This is a genomic window from Mesorhizobium sp. M1088 (assembly GCF_040318575.1).
Lineage (GTDB): Bacteria > Pseudomonadota > Alphaproteobacteria > Rhizobiales > Rhizobiaceae > Mesorhizobium.
Genome location: NZ_JAMYMO010000001.1, coordinates 408113 through 430166, shown reverse-complemented (window position 1 = coordinate 430166; position 22054 = coordinate 408113). Strand labels below are relative to the sequence as shown.

The 22054-nt window shown below is 62.4% G+C and carries 17 protein-coding genes; 3 read left to right on the top strand and 14 right to left on the bottom strand.

The genetic code is table 11. From position 1 onward, the window contains the following. Positions 1-10: 10 nt before the first annotated feature. The 10 genes from NKH49_RS02185 to NKH49_RS02140 form a co-directional block, all read right to left on the bottom strand. Entirely contained in the window at positions 11-1348 is a 1338-nt protein-coding gene (locus NKH49_RS02185; protein WP_352470624.1) for an extracellular solute-binding protein, read from the bottom strand. 61 nt (positions 1349-1409) lie between these two features. Beyond that, positions 1410-2069 carry a GntR family transcriptional regulator gene (locus tag NKH49_RS02180; protein WP_352470625.1) on the bottom strand — a complete coding sequence of 220 codons (660 nt, stop codon included), beginning with the start codon at positions 2067-2069 and terminating at the stop codon, positions 1410-1412. A 39-nt stretch (positions 2070-2108) separates the two neighbouring features. Then, the gene (locus NKH49_RS02175) at positions 2109-2993 is read right to left on the bottom strand and encodes a dihydrodipicolinate synthase family protein (protein ID WP_352612447.1); all 885 of its coding nucleotides are present in this window, start codon (positions 2991-2993) and stop codon (positions 2109-2111) included. A gap of 204 nt (positions 2994-3197) precedes the next feature. Continuing rightward, a complete protein-coding gene (locus NKH49_RS02170) occupies positions 3198-4994 on the bottom strand; it encodes an ABC transporter ATP-binding protein (RefSeq protein ID WP_352870951.1) in 1797 nt (598 codons plus the stop codon). Further along, entirely contained in the window at positions 4991-5935 is a 945-nt protein-coding gene (locus tag NKH49_RS02165; RefSeq protein ID WP_352470628.1) for an acetamidase/formamidase family protein, read from the bottom strand. The genes NKH49_RS02170 and NKH49_RS02165 overlap by 4 nt, the downstream gene beginning before the upstream one ends. Continuing rightward, the gene (locus NKH49_RS02160) at positions 5925-7568 is read right to left on the bottom strand and encodes an ABC transporter substrate-binding protein (RefSeq protein WP_352470629.1); all 1644 of its coding nucleotides are present in this window, start codon (positions 7566-7568) and stop codon (positions 5925-5927) included. The genes NKH49_RS02165 and NKH49_RS02160 overlap by 11 nt, the downstream gene beginning before the upstream one ends. Positions 7569-7600: 32 nt before the next feature. Then, on the bottom strand, positions 7601-8521 hold the full coding sequence (locus NKH49_RS02155; RefSeq protein WP_352470630.1) for an ABC transporter permease: 921 nt from the start codon (positions 8519-8521) through the stop codon (positions 7601-7603). Then, the gene (locus NKH49_RS02150) at positions 8518-9384 is read right to left on the bottom strand and encodes an ABC transporter permease (RefSeq protein WP_352470704.1); all 867 of its coding nucleotides are present in this window, start codon (positions 9382-9384) and stop codon (positions 8518-8520) included. The genes NKH49_RS02155 and NKH49_RS02150 overlap by 4 nt, the downstream gene beginning before the upstream one ends. A 19-nt stretch (positions 9385-9403) precedes the next feature. Then, positions 9404-10006, bottom strand: a complete 603-nt coding sequence (locus tag NKH49_RS02145; RefSeq protein ID WP_352455770.1) for an ANTAR domain-containing response regulator — start codon at positions 10004-10006, stop codon at positions 9404-9406. Next, positions 10003-11130, bottom strand: coding sequence for a transporter substrate-binding protein (locus tag NKH49_RS02140; protein WP_352470631.1), 1128 nt, complete (start codon positions 11128-11130; stop codon positions 10003-10005). The genes NKH49_RS02145 and NKH49_RS02140 overlap by 4 nt, the downstream gene beginning before the upstream one ends. Before the next feature lie 522 nt (positions 11131-11652). Between NKH49_RS02140 and NKH49_RS02135 the strand changes: the two genes are divergently transcribed. The 3 genes from NKH49_RS02135 (at position 11653) to NKH49_RS02125 (ending at position 16791) form a co-directional block, all read left to right on the top strand. Then, the gene (locus tag NKH49_RS02135; protein ID WP_352612440.1) at positions 11653-12768 is read left to right on the top strand and encodes a hypothetical protein; all 1116 of its coding nucleotides are present in this window, start codon (positions 11653-11655) and stop codon (positions 12766-12768) included. A 378-nt stretch (positions 12769-13146) separates the two neighbouring features. Then, on the top strand, positions 13147-14241 hold the full coding sequence (locus NKH49_RS02130) for a branched-chain amino acid ABC transporter substrate-binding protein (RefSeq protein ID WP_352470633.1): 1095 nt from the start codon (positions 13147-13149) through the stop codon (positions 14239-14241). Between the two features lie 81 nt (positions 14242-14322). Then, positions 14323-16791: an adenylate/guanylate cyclase domain-containing protein gene (locus tag NKH49_RS02125; RefSeq protein ID WP_352470705.1), complete on the top strand. Its 2469-nt coding sequence runs from the start codon at positions 14323-14325 to the stop codon at positions 16789-16791. Positions 16792-17071: 280 nt separating this feature from the next. Here NKH49_RS02125 and nadE read toward each other — a convergent pair whose 3' ends face one another. Genes nadE through asnB form a run of 4 tightly spaced genes read right to left on the bottom strand, consistent with a single transcriptional unit; the run spans position 17072 to position 21881 of the window. Further along, positions 17072-18079: an NAD(+) synthase gene (nadE, locus tag NKH49_RS02120; protein WP_352925114.1), complete on the bottom strand. Its 1008-nt coding sequence runs from the start codon at positions 18077-18079 to the stop codon at positions 17072-17074. Continuing rightward, positions 18076-19638 carry a class I adenylate-forming enzyme family protein gene (locus NKH49_RS02115; RefSeq protein ID WP_352470635.1) on the bottom strand — a complete coding sequence of 521 codons (1563 nt, stop codon included), beginning with the start codon at positions 19636-19638 and terminating at the stop codon, positions 18076-18078. The genes nadE and NKH49_RS02115 overlap by 4 nt, the downstream gene beginning before the upstream one ends. A gap of 22 nt (positions 19639-19660) precedes the next feature. Continuing rightward, the gene (locus tag NKH49_RS02110; RefSeq protein WP_352470706.1) at positions 19661-19924 is read right to left on the bottom strand and encodes an acyl carrier protein; all 264 of its coding nucleotides are present in this window, start codon (positions 19922-19924) and stop codon (positions 19661-19663) included. A gap of 19 nt (positions 19925-19943) precedes the next feature. After that, complete coding sequence (gene asnB, locus NKH49_RS02105) at positions 19944-21881, bottom strand: asparagine synthase (glutamine-hydrolyzing) (protein WP_352470636.1); 1938 nt, start codon at positions 21879-21881, stop codon at positions 19944-19946. Between the last annotated feature and the right edge of the window lie 173 nt (positions 21882-22054).

The window sequence follows — 22054 nt, the reverse complement described above, 5'->3', positions numbered from 1 at the left end:
GTGGCCGACATCAGCCCTGCTCGCTCCTGTCGAGAACCGGCTGGAACTGTTCGGTGGCCTTCTTCAGCTCCGCGGCGGGATCGGCGCCGGCAATCATGTTGGTCAGCGCCACGCCATAGATGTCGCGGAATTCCGTGACCGGGATGATGACCGGCAGTGCCAGCCGACTGATATTGCCCGAGCCGACCACGGCATCAAGCCAGCTTGCCGGCATGGTGACGCCTTCACGCACCTTGGGATCCTCCAGCACGGATTTGCGGAACGGAACACCGGCGCCGGCCTGCAACAGCCGCGCGCCCATGGTTGGCGATACCGCCCACTGGCAGAACAGATAGGCAGCCTCCTTCTTCTCGCTGGCGGCGGTAACGCCAATCCCGTCGCCGAAGGTGCCCGAGGCATGCGCCTTGGGACCCTTGGGCATCACGCCGTAACCGACCTTGCCGACCACCCTCGATTTTTCCGGATTTTCCATCGGCGGGGCAAAACCCACGCCGTCGAGCCACATGCCGATCTTGCCCTGCAGGAAGGCCGACTGTGCTTCGGCCCAGTTGAACCCGGTAACGCCCGGAGGGGCGGACTTGGTCATTAATCTTTGATAGAGCGCGGCAGCCTCGATCGCCTCGGGAGCCTCGGTGCGCAGCTTGCCCTTGTCATCTAGCGGCGTCATGTCGTAGCCGAGCATCAGCGACGTCCACACCGGCGTGTTTGCGTTCTTGAGCCCGCGGGCGACGAAGCCGTATGTATTGGTCGAGTGGTCGGTCAGCGCTTCGGCGGCTGCCACAAGTTGCTCGAAGGTCTCTGGGTATTTGAGGGCCTTGGCCTCGAACAGCTCCTTGTTCCAATACAGGATCCAGTAGTCCACCGAGAACGGTAGCGAGCGCAGCACGCCCTGGCCGTCCTTGGCAAACAGCATGCCGGCTTCGGCGAAGTCGCTTTCGACCAGCGCCGGGTCGGTGAGCGACGGATCGGCGAGATAGCCGGCGATGTCGGCCAGCCAGCCACCCTTCTCGAACTGGCGCTTCTGCACGTGGTAGCTCAGATGCACGACGTCGAAGCTCGGCTTGCCCGAGCTCAACTCGATCACCGTCTTCTGGCGCTGCTGCTGCTCGGGCGTTGCCTCGGCATTGACCTTGATGCCGGTCAGTTCCTCGAACTCGGCGAGATATTTCAGGATGGTGTCGCTGCGCGGGCTTTTCACCAGATTGACGTCAAGCGTCGTCCCGGCAAAGCGTTTCCAGTCAACGCCTGCGGCAAAGCCGGGGCGAAGCCCCACAAGGCCGGCAGCGGTTAGCGCCGCGGTTCCGGCAAGGAGTTGCCTCCTGGTTGGGTTGAACAGATTGGACGACATTTCTTCCTCCCGGTTGCTGTCGTTGTGGATGCGCCGCAAACCGCGGCGCGGCTATATTTCCTCAGATCTGGAGCGCCAGCCGGCGCGCATTGTCGATATGCAGACTGATCGCTTCAACCGCTCTTTGCGGATTGCGGCTCTCCATGGCTTCGATGACCGCCAAATGTTCGCGCATCACCGGCACCACACGACCGTCGATGCGGAAACGCTCCTGGTGGATCAGCCGGATTTTCACCGAGTTGACCAGATAGGCCTTGGCGATAATCTCGTTGCCGAGCGCATTGATGAAGGTGTCGTGCATCGCCCAGTCGATGTTCTGGGCCTTGGCTTCCATTTCCGGCGTCGGTGCCTGCCCGAGAGCTTGGGCCAGCATCTCTTCATGTTCGCGCCGCATGCGGGCAAGTTCGGCATCAGAAGCGCTGGTCGTGAATAGCGCCACTGCCTCGCGTTCCATGAACAACCGAAACTGAAACGCCTCGCGGATCAGATTGATATCGATATGCGCGATCTGCATGCCGCGCTGCGGGATGGTGGTCAGCAGTCCCTCGGCCTCGAGACGCGGGACGATCTCGCGAATGGCACCCAGCGGCAGCCCGGTGAAAGCGACCAGTTCGCGCTGTGACACGAACTGCCCCGGCCGCAGATCGCGGGCCAGCAAATGCCGCGTGAAGCTGGCATAGGCCTTCTCCCGGAGAGTGATCGGTTCGCTGCCGTCTTCCACTTCAGCTCGCTTCCTTGTCGGTCAGCCCGGCCTTGTCGGTCAGGCTGCCTCTGTCGCAAACAGCCTGTCGAAGGCAGCGGCAAGCTGCCGCTGTCCCTGCGGATCGATCGGCTCCAGGGGCGGGCGGACCGCCAGCCAGCGCTCGTCGCCGGTCTTGCGCGCGACCATGACCTTCACCGCCGGCGTGACCGGGTATTTGAGCAATTCGAGCACGAAGTCTTCGACGCGTGGGTCGTCGCCCCCGTTTTCGACCATTGCCCGGATTTCGCCGGTAACAAAATTAGCCATGCCGGAAATCGCGCCCTGTCCGCCGCGGCGCACGCTTCTCGCGAGATGCCGTTCGTCGCCGATGAGGATCACCAGATCGCCGTGCGCCTCAAGCAGCGCCTCACTGTAGCTCCAGTCCCCGCCGGAATCCTTCACCCCGGCCACCACAGCGGGAAAGGCGGCGCGCAGCCGGCCGATCAGCCCAAGCGGGAGCGGCACCATGGTGACTGAGGGGATGTTATAGAGCAGCACGTCGCGCGCCAGCGGACCGAGTGCGGCGAAGACGGCGGAAAACCATCCGAACAGCCCGTCCTCGCCGACATTCTTGAAGTAGCTCGGCGGAGCGAGCAGAATGTTGCGAACGCCGCGCTGCAAAGCGTGCCGGGCCTGATCGGCGGCATCTTCGGCTGCATCGACCAGCACTGCGGCGACGAGCTGATGTGGCGGAATACCGGCCGCCAGCATGGCCTCGGTGACGATCCGTCGCTCGTCGGTGCCGACCGAGGCTCCTTCGCCGGTGGTGCCGAACAGCGTCGCGCTGCTGCAGCCGGCGCCAAGGCAGGCTCGGGCATGCGCGATCATCGGCGCGAGCGCTATCTGCCCCGACGGGTCGAAGGGTGTGGTCAGGGCAACCGAAAGACCAAAGCGGGAAGCCAATACGATCTCCGTTGAAATCAATGTGGATGTAGCGTTAGCACGCTAACATGTCAGGTGTAAACGGGTGATGTTGCCAACTCGGCATCGCCGAACGGCGCTGCCGCGGCAGCGCCATCGCCGATCATTTTCCTCCGCTCGAACATCACATATGCAGCTGTCCCCGAGCCTCTGCGGGATTGGCTGCACGAGGCAGCCTAAGCTCGATCAAGTGGCGACGAGGTGGCCGTCGCCAACATCTTCGAGCTTGAGTTTCCGGGGCTCGTCACCGATCCGCCGCACAGCGCTTGGAATTTCGCTGTCCAAACGGGCGAACCGGGCGCGGCGCCGGCCTGGATCGGGAACCGGAACGGCTTCGATCAGCCGCTTTGTGTAAGGATGGCGCGGGTTGGAGAAGATCTGGTCGCGGGTGCCCATCTCGACGATCTGCCCCAGATACATTACCGCCACGCGATCGGAGATGTTCTCGACCACCGCCATGTCGTGCGAGATGAAGAGATATGCGACGCCGAATTCGCGCTGCAGCTCCTTCAGCAATCTTAACACGCGCGCCTGCACCGACACGTCGAGAGCAGAGACGCTCTCGTCGGCAATGATCAGCTTTGGTCGCAGCGCCAGCGCCCGCGCAATGCAGATTCGCTGGCGCTGCCCGCCGGAGAATTCGTGGGGATAGCGCTCCATCTGGTCAGCCGAGAGGCCGACGCGTTCGAACAGGGCGGCGATCTGGGCATGCCGTTGCTCTCTGTCGCCGAGGCCGTGGATCAGCAGAGGCTCGGCGACGAGATCGCCGACCCGCATGCGCGGATCGAGGGACGCGAAGGGATCCTGAAAGATCATCTGCACATTGCGGCGGACAGCCTTGCGCTCCTTGCGGCTGAGCGCCGACAAGTCCTGGCCGCCGATTAAAATGCTGCCGGTGTAGGGCACCAGCCCGGCGATCGCCTTGGCCGTCGTCGACTTGCCGCAGCCCGATTCGCCGACCAGCGACAGGGTTTCGTGCGGCGCGATCGAGAAACTGACGCCTTCGACCGCGTGCACCCTGCGGTCAACGCGGCTGAAGAAGCCGCCGTGCAGGTCGAAGCGGACGTGAAGATCGCTGACAGATACAAGCTCGGCCGGCATGTTGGCGGCGTCTTGTCGTTCTTCGACGGTCCGTCCGCCGCCAATGCGCGGCACGGCGGCCAGAAGCTCGCGTGTATAGTCGGCCTGCGGGCGATTGAAGATGTCAGCCGCGCTGCCCTGCTCGACCATCCGTCCGTCACGCATGATGATGACGCGGTCCGCCATCTCGGCGACGACGCCCATGTCGTGCGTGATCAGGATAACACTGGTGCCGTGCTCGCGCTGCAGGTCGCGCAGCAGTTCCAGCACCTCACCCTGAACCGTGACATCGAGGGCGGTCGTCGGCTCATCGGCGATCAGCACGTCCGGGTTCAGGGCCAGAGCCATGGCAATCATCACGCGCTGGCGCATGCCGCCTGAGAGTTCGTGCGGATAGTGCTCGAGCCGCCGTTCGGCATCCGGAATTCGGACTGCCTTCAGCGCCTCGAGCGCCCTCAGCCGCGAGTTGGAGCGCGACATCGAGGTGTGTGCATCGATCGCCTCCGTGAGCTGACGGCCGATGGACAGCACCGGATTGAGCGATGTCATCGGTTCCTGAAAGATCATGGCAATCCGGTCGCCGCGGATGCGGCGCATGCCGCTCTCGCTGAGAGCCGCGAGGTCCTGATCGCCGAGCCGGATGGAGCCTGATCCGATGCGTGCCGCCGGCTGCGGCAGCAAGCCCATGATGGCCAGCGCCGTCATCGACTTGCCGGAACCGGACTCGCCGGCGATGCAAAGCGTTTCGCCGCGCGTCAGGCCGAATGTCAGGTCGGAAACGACGTCGCGCTCGCCCTCCTCGCCGCGCACGGCGACGCTCAGGCCTGAGACGCTGAGTACCGGCCTGAGAGAGCCACTCTCCGCGGCGGCCTGCCTGGATCGTTTGATGTCCTCCACCTTCATTCAAAGACGCAGCGGGGGAAGTAGAACGAAACCACCCAGTTGGGCATGTCGACGATCTCGCTGATGCGCAGGTCACCGCAAACCGAGACGAGCATATAGGCATCTACCGGATCCATGCCGTAGCGGCCGGAGAGCAGGTCGATCATCTGGGAAACGGCACTCCTGGCGCCGTCCATCAGATCCGGCCCGATACCGGTTGTCACCTCGTAGCCCTTGGCGTCGAGATGCCGCGACACCGGACCGGGCGTTGTGAAACGCGGCGTCCGCAGCCGGGCATCCTTGACCAGATCGAGCGTCAGCACGGCGTTCATGGGGCTCTCGATCGCCGTGCCGCAGACCTCGCCATCGCCTTGCGCGGCGTGCGTGTCGCCGACCGAGAACAACGCGCCCGCGACCTCTACGGGCAGGTAGAGCACCGTGCCGGCGGCGAGATCGCGGATATCCAGGTTGCCGCCCACGCGCCGCGGCGGAACCACCGAATGCAGACCCGGCTCAGCCGGGGCATTGCCGATGGTGCCGGCGAAGGGCTTGAGCGGCACCCGGCCGCTCTTGCCGAACAGCGCCGGTTCGAGCGAGGCGGCGTCGTACTTCCAGATATTCAGTGCCGGTTGGGAGAAGTCATTCGCCAGCAGACCGAATCCCGGGATGTTCGCCGTCCAACCGAAGCCTGATGGCTTGAACGCCTCGATGGTGATTTTCAGGGCATCGCCCGGTTCTGCCCCGTCGACATAGATTGGCCCAGTGACCGGGTTCACCTTGGCAAAGTCGAGCAAAGCAACGTCGTCGATGGTGCTCTCCATCGTCAGCTGCCCGCCGGACGAGTCCAAGCACTGGAACTCGATCGTCGCCCCTGGCGCCACCCGTTCGGCCGGGACAAAGGAATTGTCCCAGCCGAAATGATGGTGGCGCCCGTGGATGGTGTAGTCGCAGTTATTGCACATCGGTCACATACACATTGTCGTAGTTGATCGGGATGTGGACCGGGTCGACATAGAGGTTGTCGGCGCCACCCATGCGGGTTGATTTCATGGTGAAACGCTGCTCGTTGAAGACCGGTGCCCAGGGCGCGTCTTCCATGATCTTGCCGTAGATCTCGCTCCACATCTTGGCGCGTTCGCCAGCCCTGGCCGGGTCGACGATGGAGTCGGCTTCGGCCGCCTTGGCGTCGAGCGCCTTGTTGCAATACCACGACCAGTTCCAGCCGCCCGGGACGGCACCAGCACAGCCGAGGATCGGGCCGTAGAAGTTCGACGGATCGGGGAAGTCGGCGATCCAGGCCATGCCGCCGGACCAGATCATCGGCGCACCGGCCTTGTCGCCGCCGGCGGCGATGACGTTGGCCTGCGCGAGCGACTGGATGCTGGCCTTGATGCCGACCGCCGCCAGATCCTGCTGAATGGCCTGCGCGATGCGCGGGTTGGGATCGGTGTTCATGGCAAACAGCTGCGTGTCAAATCCGTCGGGATGCCCGGCCTCGGCAAGCAAGGCCTTGGCCTTGGCCACGTCATAGGGATAGCCCTTGAATTCCTTGTCATAGCCAGGCATCGACGGCGGCAACGGCTGATTGGCCGGCACCGCACGGTTGTTGATCAGCTGGACGATGCGGTCCTTGTTGATCGCCATGTTGACCGCCTGCCGCACCTTCACGTTGTCGAAGGGCGCCATGGTGGTATTCATGGTGATATAGCCGGTGTGTAACTGGCCGCCCTCGACAACACGGGCCTTCTGCTCGGGATCGGCCATCACCTCCTGGAATTTCGCCGGCGGAATGCCGTCGCCGGGAACGTCGATCTCGCCTTTCTGGAGCCGCAGCAGCGCCACGATCGGCTCCTGGCCGATCTCAAAGGTGATCTTGTCGAGATGCGGCAGACCCTCGTGCCAGTAATCCGGGTTGCGCTCGAATACGACGCGCTGGCCGAGCGTCCATTCGGCGAGCTTGAAGGCGCCGGTTCCGACCGGATGTTTGCCGAAGTCTGCGCCGTATTTTTCGACTTCTTCCTTCGGCACCACATGCGAGAAGTTGATCGCCATGACATGCAGGAAGGTGGCGTCGGGCCGGGTCAGCTCGAACTTGATCGTGTAGGGATCGACGACGGTTATGCCCGCCAGGCTCTCCGCCTTGCCGGCAGCGACGTTGTCATAGCCTTTGATCGAGCCGAAGAAACCGGCACCCGGGCTCTGTGTCTTTGGATTGGTGACCCGGTCGAGCGAATATTTCACGTCGTCGGCGGTCATCTCGCGGCCATTGTGGAACTTCACTCCGTGGCGCAGCTTGAAGGTGAAGGTCTTGCCGTCGGGCGCAATCTCGTAGCTCTCGGCAAGGTCGGGCCGCAGGTTGGTGGTGCCCGGCTCGTAGTCCATCAGCCCGTCGAACAGGCTCTTGATCATCGACCAGTTCTGCCAGTCATAGCCGATGGCCGGATCGAGCGTGGCGACGTCGTCCTTGTAGGTGATGGTGATCGCGCCGCCCTGCTTGGCATTCGGATCGACGGCGTCTTCGGCACGTACGCTTGTCATGCCAAGCACCAGCGCAAGCGCCGATGCCGCCACGGTCGATATTAGATATTTTCTCATGTCATGTTCCCTTTCTCTGGTTTTCTTGGTTTTCATCTGAGCTTGATGCGTGGATCGATGAACGGTGCGACAGTGTCGGCCAGGAGATTGCCGAGCACGATGGCAAAGGCCGAAACCAGGGTGACCCCCATGATGATCGGAATGTCGATGCGCTGAATGGCCTGCCAGGCTAGCTGGCCGATGCCTGGCCAGCCGAACACGCTTTCGACAACCACGATGCCGCCCATGAAGATGCCGATATCGATGCCGATCATGGCGATGACCGGCAGGATGGCGTTGGGCAGCGCGTGCCGGAGGATAATGGCGCTGCGTGCAAGACCCTTGGCACGCGCGGTACGCACGTAGTCCTGGCGCAGCACGTCGATCATCGACGAGCGCATCATGCGGGCGTACCAGCCGGCGCCGAGAATTCCCATGGTCAGCGACGGCAGCACCAGATGACGCCAGGTGCCGTAACCGCCGATCGGGAACCAGCCGAGCCGCACCGCGAACACATAAAGCAGCATCAGGCCGACGACGAATTGCGGCGCCGAGACGCCAACGAAGGAGGCGACCATCAGCGACTGGTCGGTGGCGGTGCCACGCTTGACGGCGGCGATGAGGCCCATCGTCAGCCCGATCACGACTTCGCAGGCAATGGCGCCGACCATCAGCAGCAGGCTTGCCGGCAGCCGCGAGACGATAAGCTCCGTGACCTCCGAGCGCTGAATGTAGGAGCGCCCCAGATCGCCGCTGAGAAGGCTGGTCAGATAGTGCCAATACTGGACGACGAAGGGCTGGTCGAGGCCGAGCTGCCGGCGGATGTTTTCGACCGTCTCGGGTGTGGCGCTGCGGCCGGCGATCTGGCGGACGGGATCGGCGGGCAGCAGGTAGAGCAGCGCAAAGGTGATCAGAGAGACGCCGAGCAAGATGAGCACCGACTGGACAACGCGGCGGCCGAGATAGGCGATCATGCCCGCCCCCTTTGCGTCGGATCGAGGATGTCGCGCAGTGCGTCACCGATCAGGTTGAAGGCCAGCGCCAGTGCCAGGATCGCCGCACCGGGAAAGAAGACCAGCCAGGGCGCGGCCTGGAAATAGGTCTGGTTCTCGAAGATGATGTTGCCCCATGACGCGGTCGGCGGTTGCACGCCGATGCCGAGATAGCTGAGCGTCGCTTCGAGCAGCACCGTGGTCGAAATACCGAGCGTGCCCCAGACGATGATCGTCGGCAAAAGATGTGGCAGGATATGGCGGAACAGGATGCGTGGAGCGCTAGCGCCGATGGTGCGCTCGGCATCGATGAACTCGCGTTCGGAGAGCGAACTTGTCTCGGTGTAGATGACGCGGGCGGTCTGCACCCAGTTCACCAATGCGATCACCATGGCGACGATCCACAGGCTCGGCTGGAGCACCGCCGCCAGGCAGATGGCGAGCAGCAGCGCCGGGAAAGCCATCATCAAATCGGTGAAGCGCATAAGCGCGCTGCCGATCCAGCCGCGGAAATAGCCGGCGGTGATGCCGACCAGCGTGCCGATCAGAAGCGCCACGCCATTGGCGACGATGCCGATGATCAGCGACGTGCGCGCGCCGAATAGGAGACGGGTCAGCAGGTCGCGGCCAAGCAGGTCGGTGCCCAGCCAGAACTGGGCTCCCGGCGGCAGTGGCGCGCCTTCAAGCGTGAGCCCGTCGAACATCTGCTCGTTTGGATCGTAGCCTGTCAGCCACGGTGCAAGAATGGCGCCGGCCAAGACAACGGCAATAATCCCGAGGCCGAGCAAAGCGAGAGGCCGTTTTAGCAGACGTCGCCAGACGCCGGCGCGAGGCTTGGCTGGCATACGCCCGGCGGCCGAAAGCTCAGGCGCGATCGGATTGGTCATCGTCGCCTTCTTCTTGTGTCATCGCCACGATCCTGCGCGCGGCTTCCTCGACACTGATTTGCCAGCTCATCGCCAGCGAGCGGAGCTGCGCATAGGCACGGCCGTCCTCGGCGCCCTTCGACAAGACCTCTACCGCGCGTACGATGGTCTGGCGCTCCGCGACCCGCTGACGAAGCGAGGCAATCTCGCTGGCCAGAAGCTTGCGCGCCTCGAAACTCTGCCTTGCGATTAAAAGTGCGCTATAGACGCCGGCATTGCCGACCGGTTTCAGCAACTGCGCATCGGCCTTGTGCGACAATGCCCATTCGACGCGCCCCGGCGCCTCGGAGCCGATCAGTGCTATCAGCGGCATCGGCGCCTCGCCCGGCTTCCACGGAAATTGCTCGTCAAAGCCGAGATCGACGTCGAAGAAGACGAAGTCCGCCGCCAAGGCTTCGGCCGGCAGTTCCGGCCAGAAGCCAATCGCCTCAAGGCCGATGGCCGACAATTGCCTTGTGATCGCCTGCACGGTCGGATGTGGACGATGCAGGACAAAAGCCCTGGCGCCTCCAAGGTTCGGGATACGCGCCATCTTGCTCACGACACCACCCGCAGGCGTGGCCGCCCGAACGTCTCCGTCCGGTCATAGCGGGAAAGGTAGGGATCGGGTGCCACGCCCTTCGTCAGTGTGACCGTTTTGAACGATGTTCCATCGATGCGTCCGATTAGCACCGGCAAGGTAGCATGCTGGGTTTGCTGGTCGATGGCGATGTCGCCCAGCGGCGTTCGAAATGATGTTTCGGAAAAGACCTTGGGAAGGTCCGTCCATTGTGCACCGGGGTTAAGGGTGAGGATCTCGGCGAGCATGCGCACCGAGGCATAAGCCGCCGCCTCGAAGGATGAGGCCGGCATGACGGAAGGCACTGGAACCGCACCGCGATCCGCCCCCGAGATGTCGTGAAAATAGGGCCCAACGGAAAGGTGGCCATCGCCTGCCCCGTTGAGCGCCGGCAATTCGCATTCCGTGAGATTGCAGGACAGGATCGGGCAACGCTCCGGCCTGAAATGCGGGTCGCGCCGGCCAAGCTCCGCATAGGCAGCGATGAAGGCATAAGAAGAAGGGCCGATGAGATTGTTCAGAATGAAATCAGGTCTCGTCGCCTGTATCTCCGCGATCAGCCGCGCAACATCGACCTCGCCGAGCGGCAGATAGCGTTCGCCCAGCACCTTGCCGCCAGCGTCCGCAATCAGGTCGCGCGCCACGCGGTTGGTCTCCCAGCCCCAGATGTAGTTGGAACCGAGCAGGAAGCCATCGGCGCCGAAACGAGGCACGACATAGGCGAGCAGCGGTACGAGATGCTGATTGGGGCAGGCGTGTGTGTAGACGACATGCTCGTTGGCTTCGAAGCCCTCGTACGGGCAGGCGTACCACAGCGTGCCGCCTGCCCTTTCCAGGATTGGAATGACCTCCTTGCGGCTCCACGAGGTGACGCAGCCAATGATGTGACGCGCGCCGCTGTTGGCGAGAATGTCCGCGCAGCCGCTTGCATAGCGATCGATGTTGCCCTGCGGGTCGCGCTCGATCGGGATGAATTCGAATGGGATAGCGAGATCGCCGTTGACGTCGGCGATGGCGTTCATCGCACCCGCACGGCAGGATTCGGACACCAGCCGGTAGTTGCCGGACCGCGAATAGAGAATGCCGATGTCGATATGCCGTTTCAAGCAATGCCTCAAAAATGACAATGCCCCGCAGCCACCGCCGCAGGGCGAGGCATACGAGGCATTCTTGCCGCCCGGCGGTCGGAGCCGGTATTTGTCCTCACCGTATTACGCCCGCGCTCCCAGTCAAGAGCCGCCACGCGAAACTTTGGCCAGCCGAAACGGTTCGGCGCGCAGCACGCAACTCATGCCGCTGGTCGTTTAGAGTCCGCCAGGAACCAAAATTGCTGATGTCCAGCTATGGGGCCCGGACAAACCCGGTTCGCTACCATTCAAAGCAACGACTTTAATATCGGTTTACCTGAATCTGCTAGCAGCAATGACGCCGGTTTTCGTCGGTCAAGCAAAGGGTTCCACCTTGCCGCAGCAATTCAGCACTCCGTTCGGTCACCGGGGCGATGCCAACTGGCCGAGGTTGCACGGCTTCATGGGCGTCGAGTTGGAACGCGCGCCCGATGTTCTCGTGCCTCGCGTCGCCTTGGCCCGGAAGCTCGGTGGATGGGACTTTGGTGGCGGGAGCCGGGCTTGAGCGTCATTCGCGCCTTGCAAGGCGCCGACCTCCCGGCAGTTGCGAACATGTTTCAGCGCGTGCTGTTGAAGGAGAGGACCGAAGCGCCGGCCTCTCTCGTGGAATACATGCAACGGTTTTATCTGGATGCGCCCGGTTGCGCAGACAACCTCCGGTCGCTTGTCCATGTCAACGACGCCGGTCGCGTCTCCGGATTTGTCGGCGTCCACGTCCTGCCGATGACGTTCAACGGCCGACAACTACGCGCGGCCATCTGTAGCTCGCTCATGGTCGAGGACCATGAGCACGACCCGCTGGCCGGCGCCCGCTTGCTGAAAGCTTACCTGGATGGTCCGCAGGACATCTCCTTCAGCGAGACGGCCAACGATATTTCCGTGAAATTGTGGACCCGGCTGCGCGGCGTGGTCCTGCCGCAATACAGCCTTGACTGGGTCCGTGTGATGCGCCCCGCGGCCTTCATGCTCAGCCTTTCCGCCAATCGCATGGCGCTTGCGCGAATGCTCAATCCGCTGGCGCGTGCAGTCGACCGATTTTACTGCAGAAGGATGACGTCCAGCGAACGACGTTGGTCGGGTGTGGCGGTGGACGGGGCAGGCCACGGAGCATTTCGTACATCCGAAATCGACAGCCATGCATTTGCCAGGCTCATCGAACCGTTTACCGCTCAATTCGCCCTGCGGCCTGACTGGACGGAAGATCAACTCGACCACATCCTGACAGATGCGGCACAAAAGCCGGATCTGGGGGAGCTTGTCTACGTTTGTGTGACGTCGCCAGTCGGCACCAATGTCGGCGCTTTCGCCTACTACGCACGGAAGTATGAAATTGGTCGCGTGCTGCAGATCTTCGCCCTCCCCGGCCAGGCGGGCCCGGTGATTGACTGCCTGATCGATCACGCCGCCACGCGCGGCGTCAGCGGCCTGCGCGGACGTATTCAACCTGCACTTCTGGAGGCGATGCTTGGACGACGCATTGCTTTCCTGACCGTTGCCTCAACGGTGGTACATTCACGCGATCCAGAGCTTTTGGACGCGATGAAGAACTCGCAAGTCTTCCTGAACGGCCTTGCGGGCGAGCAGTGGAGCCGGCTTATCGGGAGCCGCTTCAGCTAGAGCGGGATGCGTTCAAGTTGAAGCGGGCATCCCGCTCTAACTATTTATTTTAGGCGCGTTTCCACTTGGCTGCAGAGTGCTTGGGTCAAAACCCAATCACTCTGAACGACCGAGTTCGACCCTTTGCCGTCATCCAGTTGGGAGCGTCGCATGACGCTCCGTGACCCAATCACGACGCTCACTCCGGTCAGTGGTAACGTCCGGATTTGGCGCGCGATTCCGACCTCAGCGAACGAAGTTATGACACGCCATTCCAGTGTATGCTTGCTTCGCCAAATTGGGTGTGCGCTGCAATAGCAGCCCGAGACAGTCGCGCTTGCCGAAGGGGCTGTCGGCTTTGACGGGATTGGCGTAAGCTACAGTTAAGGGGGTGCACACATGCACCGCATCATCGCCATACTGATCTTGGTTCTCGCGGCCGTGTTCAGCTCCGCACGGGCGGAGGTGCTGATCGGCGTCTCGGCTGCGATGACGGGACGGCTCGCCTGGATCGGCGAGCAGGGACAGCGCGGCGCGGAGATGGCAGTGGCCGACGTCAACACGGCGGGCGGCGTGCTCGGCCAGAAGGTGAGGCTCATCTCGGTCGACGACTTCTGCGATCCCGAGCAAGCTGTGGCGGCCGCCAAGAAGCTGGTGGCTGACGGGGTCGTGCTCGTCGTCGGGCATTATTGCTCCGGGGCCTCGATCCCCGCATCAAAAGTGTACGAGGAGGCGGGCGTCGTTGAGATATCCCCAGGCTCGACCAATCCGCAGCTGACCGAACAGGGCCGTGCCAATGTCTTTCGCACCATTGGCCGCGACGACGCGCAAGGTTTCATCGCTGGCAACTACCTTGCCGATCGCTGGGGCAACAAGAAGATTGCGATCCTCCACGACAACTCGACCTATGGGAAGGGTCTCGCCGACGAGACCAGGAAGCAGCTGCACAAGCGGGGCGTGACTGAGGCCGTTTACGACGCATACATTCCCGGGAAGGACGACTATTCGGCCGAGGTCGCTACGTTGCGGACCGCCGGCGTCTCCGCCTTATATGTGGGTGGGTATCATGCCGAGGTTGCGCTGATTGCTCGCGCTGCACACGACAGTGGCTACACGGTTCAGCTCATATCCGGAGATGCTTTGGCGACCGAGGAATTTGCCCTGATCGCCGGCCCCGCGGCGGAGGGGACCCTCTTCACGTTCCCGGCGGACGCGAGGCGAAGCCCCGAAGCGGCCGCGGTCGTTGAGCAGTTCCGTGCGGAGAATTTCGAACCCGCGGGCTACACGCTGTTGAGCTACTGCGCGGTCCAGGTTTGGGCCCAGGCGGTCTCGAAGGCAGGTTCGCTGGAGCCGAAGGCCGTCATTGCGGCACTGCACGAACAGGAATTCGACACCGTGATCGGCCGGGTCGATTTCGACGACAAGGGCGACCTCACGAAGCAGAGCTGGGTTTGGTACGTCTGGCGCGGCGGAGAGTACGTGCCGGTTGAATAGGGTTCGCTGATCGCCGGCGTGCCGGCTGAGATGTCTAGTCTGATGCAGACCAGTGTGGCCGGACTGTTCCGACTCGCCGAGATGCTTGAACGCCTCGGCATACGTGGCCGGCTGTTGCTCGCCTTTTTCGGGATCAGCGCCCTTGCGGTGCTGGCAACGGCTGCGGCGCTTTATGCCTTCCTCCAGGTTGGCGACGTCGTGGACCGAATTACCACGGATCGAGTGCCGTCGGCGCTCGCCTCCCTCCAGCTGTCGCGCCAGGCCGAACGGGTCGCTGCTGCCGCGCCATCGGTGCTGGCAGCGACAAGCAGGGCTCAGCACAGCGAGGTCTCGGCTGCCGTCGCGCTCGAGATGTCCCGCCTCGAGGCCCTGCGCACGGACCTCCGGGATGCCACGTTGGGCACAGTGCCTTTGGCCGAGATTGAGGAAGCCGCGATTGTTCTGAGGCGCAACCTGAAGGAGCTCGACTCTCTTGTTGTCGCCCGGCTCGACGTGGTCGCCCGCAAGGAGGAGCTCCTGAACCGCCTCGCCGCGACGACAACCGGAAGCCAGCGCCTTGTCGCCACCGGCATCCTAGTGATGGATTCCAGGCTGCCGCAATGGCGGGCGGTCGCGGCCGACACGTCGCTGTCGCCCGATCGACGCGCAGCGGCGATGGCCGACCTGGTCCAGGCGATTGCGGCCTACATCCCCCAGCAGAAGGCGCAGCTGGAGATCTCGGCAGTCAACGACGCGCTGGTGAAGGTCGCGAACGCGCCGACGCCGGGCGACCTGGCGTTGATCCTTTTTCCGCTACGCCGTTCGCTCACTGCTCTTGAAAAGGTTTCCACGGAGATCGACGAAAAGCTGCGGACCCGCTTTCGGCAGCGTGTCGATGAGTTCAAGGGCTTGACCGACGGCGAGGACAGCATCCCCAAGGCGCGGGAGGACGAGTTTGCTGTCCTGGCACAGGGCGAAAGGCTTCTGGCCGAGAACAATCGACTGTCGCGCAATCTCACCGCTGGCGTCGATCGCCTGGTCGCCACGGCAGACCAGGAGATCGCTGCGTCCGGTCGCGAAGCCGCGCTCGTCCAGCGCTACGGCACCGCGGTTGTGCTCGGCTCCGCCTTCCTCAGCCTCCTGAGTTCGGTTCTGGTTGTCTGGCTCTATGTCGACCGCAGCCTCCTCGCCCGACTGGGGGCCGTGAGCCAGGGCATGCTCGCGATTGCGGGGGGCAACCTTCGTGCGCCGCTGCCAGCCGCGGGCAGCGACGAAATCGGGCGCATGGCCGAAGCGCTGAGACTTTTCCGGGATACTGCCGTCGAGGTCGAGGAAAAGAACCTGCGCGACGTTGCGGAAGCTCGTCAGCGGCTCATCGATGCCATCGAAAGCATCTCCGAAGGATTCGCTCTGTACGACGGGGAGGACCGGCTCGTCCTCAGCAACAGCCGCTACCGCGAATTGCTCTACGCCGGTCTGGAGACCGAACTGACGCCCGGCACGATATTCGAGCAAATCATTCGCCGATCCGCTGAGCGCGGCTACATCAGGGACGCCGAGGGGCGGGTCGAGGAGTGGGTCGCCGAGCGCCTCTCGCGGCACCGCAACCCTGGCGAACCTTGGGTGCAGCGGCGAGGCGACGGGCGATGGGTCATGATCAGCGAGCGGCGGATCAGCGCCGGCGGCACGGTCGCCGTCTATTCGGATATCACTGAGCTGAAGCAAAGGGAGGAGAACCTCGCCGAGAAATCCGTGGTTCTGGAGGCGCTTTCCAGCAAGCTGGCGAAGTATCTGGCGCCCCAAGTGTATCGCTCGATATTCACCGGCCGCCAGGAGGTCAGGATCGCCAGCCAGCGGAAGAAACTGACAATATGCTTCTCCGATATCGCGGGCTTTACCGAGACCACTGACAAAATGGAATCCGAGGATCTCACCCAACTCCTCAATCACTATCTGACGGAAATGTCGAAAATTGCTTCGGATCACGGCGCTACGATCGACAAATATGTCGGCGACGCGATCCTGATGTTTTTCGGCGATCCCGAGACTCGCGGCGTCAAGGAGGACGCGCTGGCTTGCGCGCAGATGGCACTTGCAATGCAAAAGCGGATTAGCGAGCTTGCCGAAGTCTGGCGGGACATGGGGATCGAAACACCGCTGCGCTGTCGCATCGGCATCCATACCGACTACTGCACCGTCGGTAACTTCGGCAGCGAGGACCGGATGGACTACACGATAATCGGCGGCGCCGTGAATCTCGCCTCGCGCCTGGAGCAGGAGGCGCCGCCGGGGACAATCCTCATTTCCTACGAGACGTTTGCGCAAGTGAAGGACGCAATCGACTGTGAAGAACTGGGGCAAGTCCAGGTCAAGGGGATCGCCTATCCCGTCGCCACCTACCGCGTCATCGATCTGAAGGCCAATTTGGCGGCCGCTCGTCGTGCTGTTCGGACCGAGCTGCCGCACTTCAGGTTGGAACTTGAACCGGAGCTGATGTCCCCTGACGAGCGTGGCGATGCCGCCAATGCACTTCGAGACGCGCTGGATCGGCTTCGTCACAAGCCTGGGTAGTAGGGCTTGGTCCACAACGACCCCTCCCAATGGACACAAGGAGTGGGATGTGGGACGCCGCTCATTGGCGCTGTCGATGCGAAGGCCGCAGAACGGTCGCGGTCAGTCTTCGAACTCGGGCGGAACGTCGGCATCGGAGCCGAGACTTAACATTCACGGCATCACTGGCATGGGTCCGGATATGGCGCAACGTGCTCGTTCTCGCAGATGAGACGAACGGCAACTTCCCGCCCATCTCGGCCATGACGGCGGCCTGGGACGTGGCCGGTCTCGAAGCAGGTCAGGTACCGAGTTCTTCGACTTCCTCGACGAGTTGCGGACGCATGTGCAGATAACGCGTCGCCTTGCGTTTGGCGATGATATCGGCCCAGACGTGTTCCACTTGTGAGGCGGCCAACCCCGCCGCCTGCCCCACCACCTCAGCCGCCACGCCGTTGTTGAGACCGTAAAGGCAAAGATCCATACGGTCATAGGGAAGCGAGAAGTAGAACTCCTCCTGGGTCTGCGCCAGCGAGTAGGTATCGGTGGTCGGAGGCCGGTTGCGGATTTCTTCCGGAATACCGAGATGGGCCGCAAGCGCATAGACCTGTGTTTTATAGAGGTGGGCAATCGGCTTGACGTCCGCGGCGCCGTCACCGTTCTTCACGAAGAAACCCTGATCGTATTCCAGCCGGTTCGGGGTTCCAAGAACGGCGAAGTTCAGGCGATCCGCATGATAGTATTCAATCTGCTTGCGGGTGCGCTGCTTCATATTGGTAGCGGCGACGACGCCGAGATAGACAGGCAGCGGCATTCTCCGTTTCGTCTGCTTGCCCTCCGGGTCTTGCACCACCAGGGACGAGATATTGTAGCCCCCGCCCTCAAGGGCGTTCGCGATCACGATCTTCGAAGCCCAGCCTTCGCCGTATTCCGGGACCAATTCGCGGATGAAGGCGTCGCGACGCCTGTAGCAGCCCATTGCGCGCAGGATCGGCCCGATATCCTCCGTCACAGCCTCGACACCGAAACTTTCGGCGACGAGGCGGCCGAGCCGCAGACTTTCAGGATCGGAATCGCTTTCCGGCATGAACAGGCAAAGCACATTCTTGGGGCCAACGGCTCGTACCGCCAACGCGACCGACACGCTCGAATCGATCCCGCCCGAAAGACCGAGCACAAGGCCCCGCTTGCGAAGCCCGCGCAACTGCTGGCGCAAGGCCGTTACGATACGGTCCGTTTCGGTGATCAGGTCGATTGCCAGAGCCTGCGCCAGAAAGGTCCGCGCATCCTCGGTCGGGCGAACATTCATTGCGCGGCCTCCATGGTTTCTGCCGCAAGCCGACGGCTGACCTTGCCGGTATCGGTCTTCGGCAGCTCGCGGCGGAACTCGACGACCTTGGGGACCATGAAGTCCTCAAGGTGGCGTGCACAGTGACGTATGATATCCTTTTCGGTAAGCGCCGGGTCGGACCGTACTATAACTGCGCCGATCGCATGCCCGAGCACGGGATCCGGCACACCGACAACCACCGCTTCCGCGATGCCCGGATGAGCGTGAAGCACGGCTTCCACTTCCTTGGGCGCCACCTTCTCTCCCCGCGACTTTATGATGTCGTCCTTGCGGCCGACGAAATAAAGAAAGCCTTCCTCATCGGCCCTGAAAAGATCGCCGGTGTAGAGAACCTTCTCCCAAGGGTTCGGACCCCGGCGCAGGGCTCGTGCCGTCGCAGCTTCGTTTCGCCAATAACCCTGCATGACGTGCGGCCCGCGAATGACCAGCTCACCCGCTACGCCCGGCGGCACCCGTTGCCCCTCGTCGTCGACGACAAAGGCTTCGGTGTTCGGAATGGCTATTCCGACCGAGCCCGGCCGGCGGTCGAGCTCCTCGGGCGGCAGATAGGTGCAGCGCTTGCATTCCGTCAGGCCATACATCGAATAGAGCCTGACACCGGGGAAAAGGAACCGAAGGCGTTCGATGTGAGGCGGCGGCAAGGCAGCCGCCGTGTTGGAAATATAGCGAAGGCTGGGCAGGAAGCCCGGCGCCAGGTCCCTCAACTGCAGGATCATCGCTGCCATCGTGGGCACGAGCGGAAGCCCGGTGACGCCTTCCTGGCGGATGCGTTCAAAGACCGCCTGGGGAAAAGCGAAGGACTTCTCGAGCACGAGCGTGGCGCCGAGCCTGACGGCCATCAGCAATTGATAGAGGCCGTAGTCGAAAGCGAGGGGCAGAACATTCAAGATGATGTCGTCGGGCGAGTTGCGCAGGTAGTTGGTGATGGAGTCGGCCGCCGCGTCGCAATTGCGGTGCGTCATCATCACACCCTTGGGCCGGCCGGTCGAGCCCGAGGTGTAGATCAACATCGCAAGATCGACGTCAACGCCGCGATGGTCAATCTCCCTGACTTGGACCGTCAAGCACTCCGCCAGGGATGTGGCCCCTGCCGGGCATTGGCTATCGGCAGCAACGGTGGAAGCCACGAAGATGCCGGTCTTGCCGGAGGACGTCTCGCCGGAGGATCCGGACGCCTCGGCGACCACGGGCATCAGTCTTGCTTGCGTGAGGATCGCGGCGGCATCGCAATCGGCGATGATGTAGGCTAGCTTTTCGGCCTTGGTGGATGCGTTGATCGGACTGAAAGTCGCGCCTGCTTTAAGAACTGCGAAAATCGAAACCGCAGCCTCCCAGCAATTGTCCATGAAGATCAGCACCCGGTCGTCGCGCCTGACGCCATTCAAAAAAAGGGCGGCGGCCAAGCGGCTCGAGAGATCGTCCAGCTCTTTGTAGCACAGCCTTTTGTGCTCGGTGATCAATGCCGTTTTGGCTGGATGGGCAGCGGCCTTCGCCGTCAGAAAATGTTCGATCCGCACGGACGCTCCTCACCGATGGCGCCTATGCTGCCAGCGCTTCTGCTTTTGCCTTGACGAAGGCTGAGATACGGTCAATCGAATCCAGATTGGCCGGTACGATGTCGGCATCGACCATCGCTATGCCAAAATCATCCTCTATGAATGCCACTAGCTCCAACACGGCCGTCGAGTCGATGATGCCGTTCTCGATCAGTGATGCGGTGTCTGCAAGCTCGTAGGACGTGTCGCCGAACAGGAAGTTGTCGACGATAAAGGTTTTGACCTTGTCCTTGATTGCTACCATGATTTTTCATTCCCTCGATTTCTCAGGCCGCTCGTGCTTCACCGACCTTTTCGCCGGTGAAAATCTTCTGCCACAGTTGCGCCGACAAAATGCCGACGAAAGCCGCATTGTCGCGGAATCCGGACGCTGGCTGCAAGCGGCATTTCTCGTGCAGGTTCGCCACCGCCTTGGCGTTGAATAGTCCTCCGGAGGCGATACTCGCCTCGCTCAGCGAGTCGCGTACGTAGTCCAATTCTCCGGCTCCCACGAAGGAGCGGGCTTCCGGCGCCCGGTAAGGCTGTTTGGTGCGCTCGCGGATGGCCGTCGGAAGCAGGTGCTTGGCAGCTTTGCGCAATATGTGTTTTTCCACCAGTCCCTTCAGCTTCATCTCCGGCGGAAGTCTTGCCGCAAACTCCACCAAGCGATGGTCAAGGAAGGGGAACCGCCCTTCGATACCGTGCGCCATGGCCATGCGATCGCCCTGGCTGGAGAGGATGTAGCCCGGCAGGAGGAAGCGGGTTTCTAGATATTGCGCCTGATGCAGCGGATGCCACCGGGAAAACGCCTCAGGCAACCGGCTGGCCAGGTCCTCGGCTGCGTCATACCCCTTCAATGTCGCGCGCAGGTCACCGGAAAAGAACATCTTCGCCGCTGATGTGGTCTTGAAACGCGGCCGATGCGAGAACAGCGGATCGTCCAGGGCAGCGCTGCCGGTTCCGAAGAACGCAGCCAGGTACTCCACGGACTGCTGTTGCAGGCCCGGCAGATAGGGATAAAGCTTGCGGAACAGTTGTGGCCTTATGCGCGATGCCGGCTGTCGCGCGCAGAAACGGCGAACCCGCGCTTCCTTGAAGACATCATAGCCGGCAAAGACCTCGTCGGCGCCTTCGCCTGTCAGCACTACTTTCAAACCGGCCTGGCGAACGAGGCCGGACAGTTGATAGAGGGGGGCTGGGGCCGTGCGGATGATCGGCCGCTCGGTAAAGCGGATGACTTCGGGAAACGCACCGGCGATATCGCCGGCACGACACGCAATGGTTCGATGGCGTGTGCCAAGTGCTGACGCCATTTCGGTCTGGAAGGCGCTTTCGTCATGCTCGCCGCTGTCGAACGTCACGGAAAATGTCTGCAGCTTAAGAGGAGTCATGCCGGCCGCGAGTGCCGAAACGAGGGATGAATCGAGCCCGCCCGAAAGGTAAGAACCGACCGGCACGTCGGCGCGCATCCGAAGCCTCACCGCGTCGGTCAACAGGGCCTGCAGTTCCTCGGCCGCGTCGTCCTCATTGGTGATCTTCGATGGCCTATCCGGATACGGGTAGTCTAGGTGCCAATATGGTTTGACCGTGACTTGCCCCTGTGTCGCGATCATCACGCTTGCCGGCTCCAGCTCGTGGATGTTGCGGAAAGCCGTGCGTGGAGCGATCGGCGCCCACAGCGTAAAGATCTGGTCGAGTGCAATTGGATCGATTTCGGCCGAGACGCCGGGTACCGTCAGCAGGGCCTTTATCTCCGACGCAAAGTAGAGCACCCCGTCCTTGCTGGTGTAGAACAGCGGCCGAACACCCATGCGGTCTCTTGCAAGCACCATCCGCCGCCGCCGGTTATCCCAAATCGCGAAGGCGAAATCACCGTTCAGGAGCGACAGACAGTCTTCGCCCATCTCGTCATACAGCTGCAGGAGAACCTCTGTGTCGCTCGACGTGCGGAAGCGTCGGCCCTTGGCCAGCAGCCCTTCGCGCAATTCCACGTAGTTGAAGATCTCGCCGTTGAACGCAACCGTCAAATCGCCGGTTTCGTCGGACATCGGCTGCTGGCCATCACCAATCCCAATCACCGACAGCCGCGCATGCCCAAGTCCAGCCTCGGGCGCTACGAATTTCCCTTGTTCATCCGGCCCGCGATGGGCGATCGCAGACGTCATGCGCGCAAGCAAAGCTTCCGCATCCCGGACTGAACCGAAATAGCCCCCGAATCCGCACATCCACACAGCTCATACTGAACAGCAAGCCACGAAACATAGCGGTCATAAGCGCCTCAAAGGTTAATCGGATACGTTTCAGCGAGCATGTGGTTAACAGGATGTTAGGACAAAATGATGCTTTTTGCGGACCGACTTGCGCCCCACTTCAGATGTCAGCTTGAAGGCATCACGGC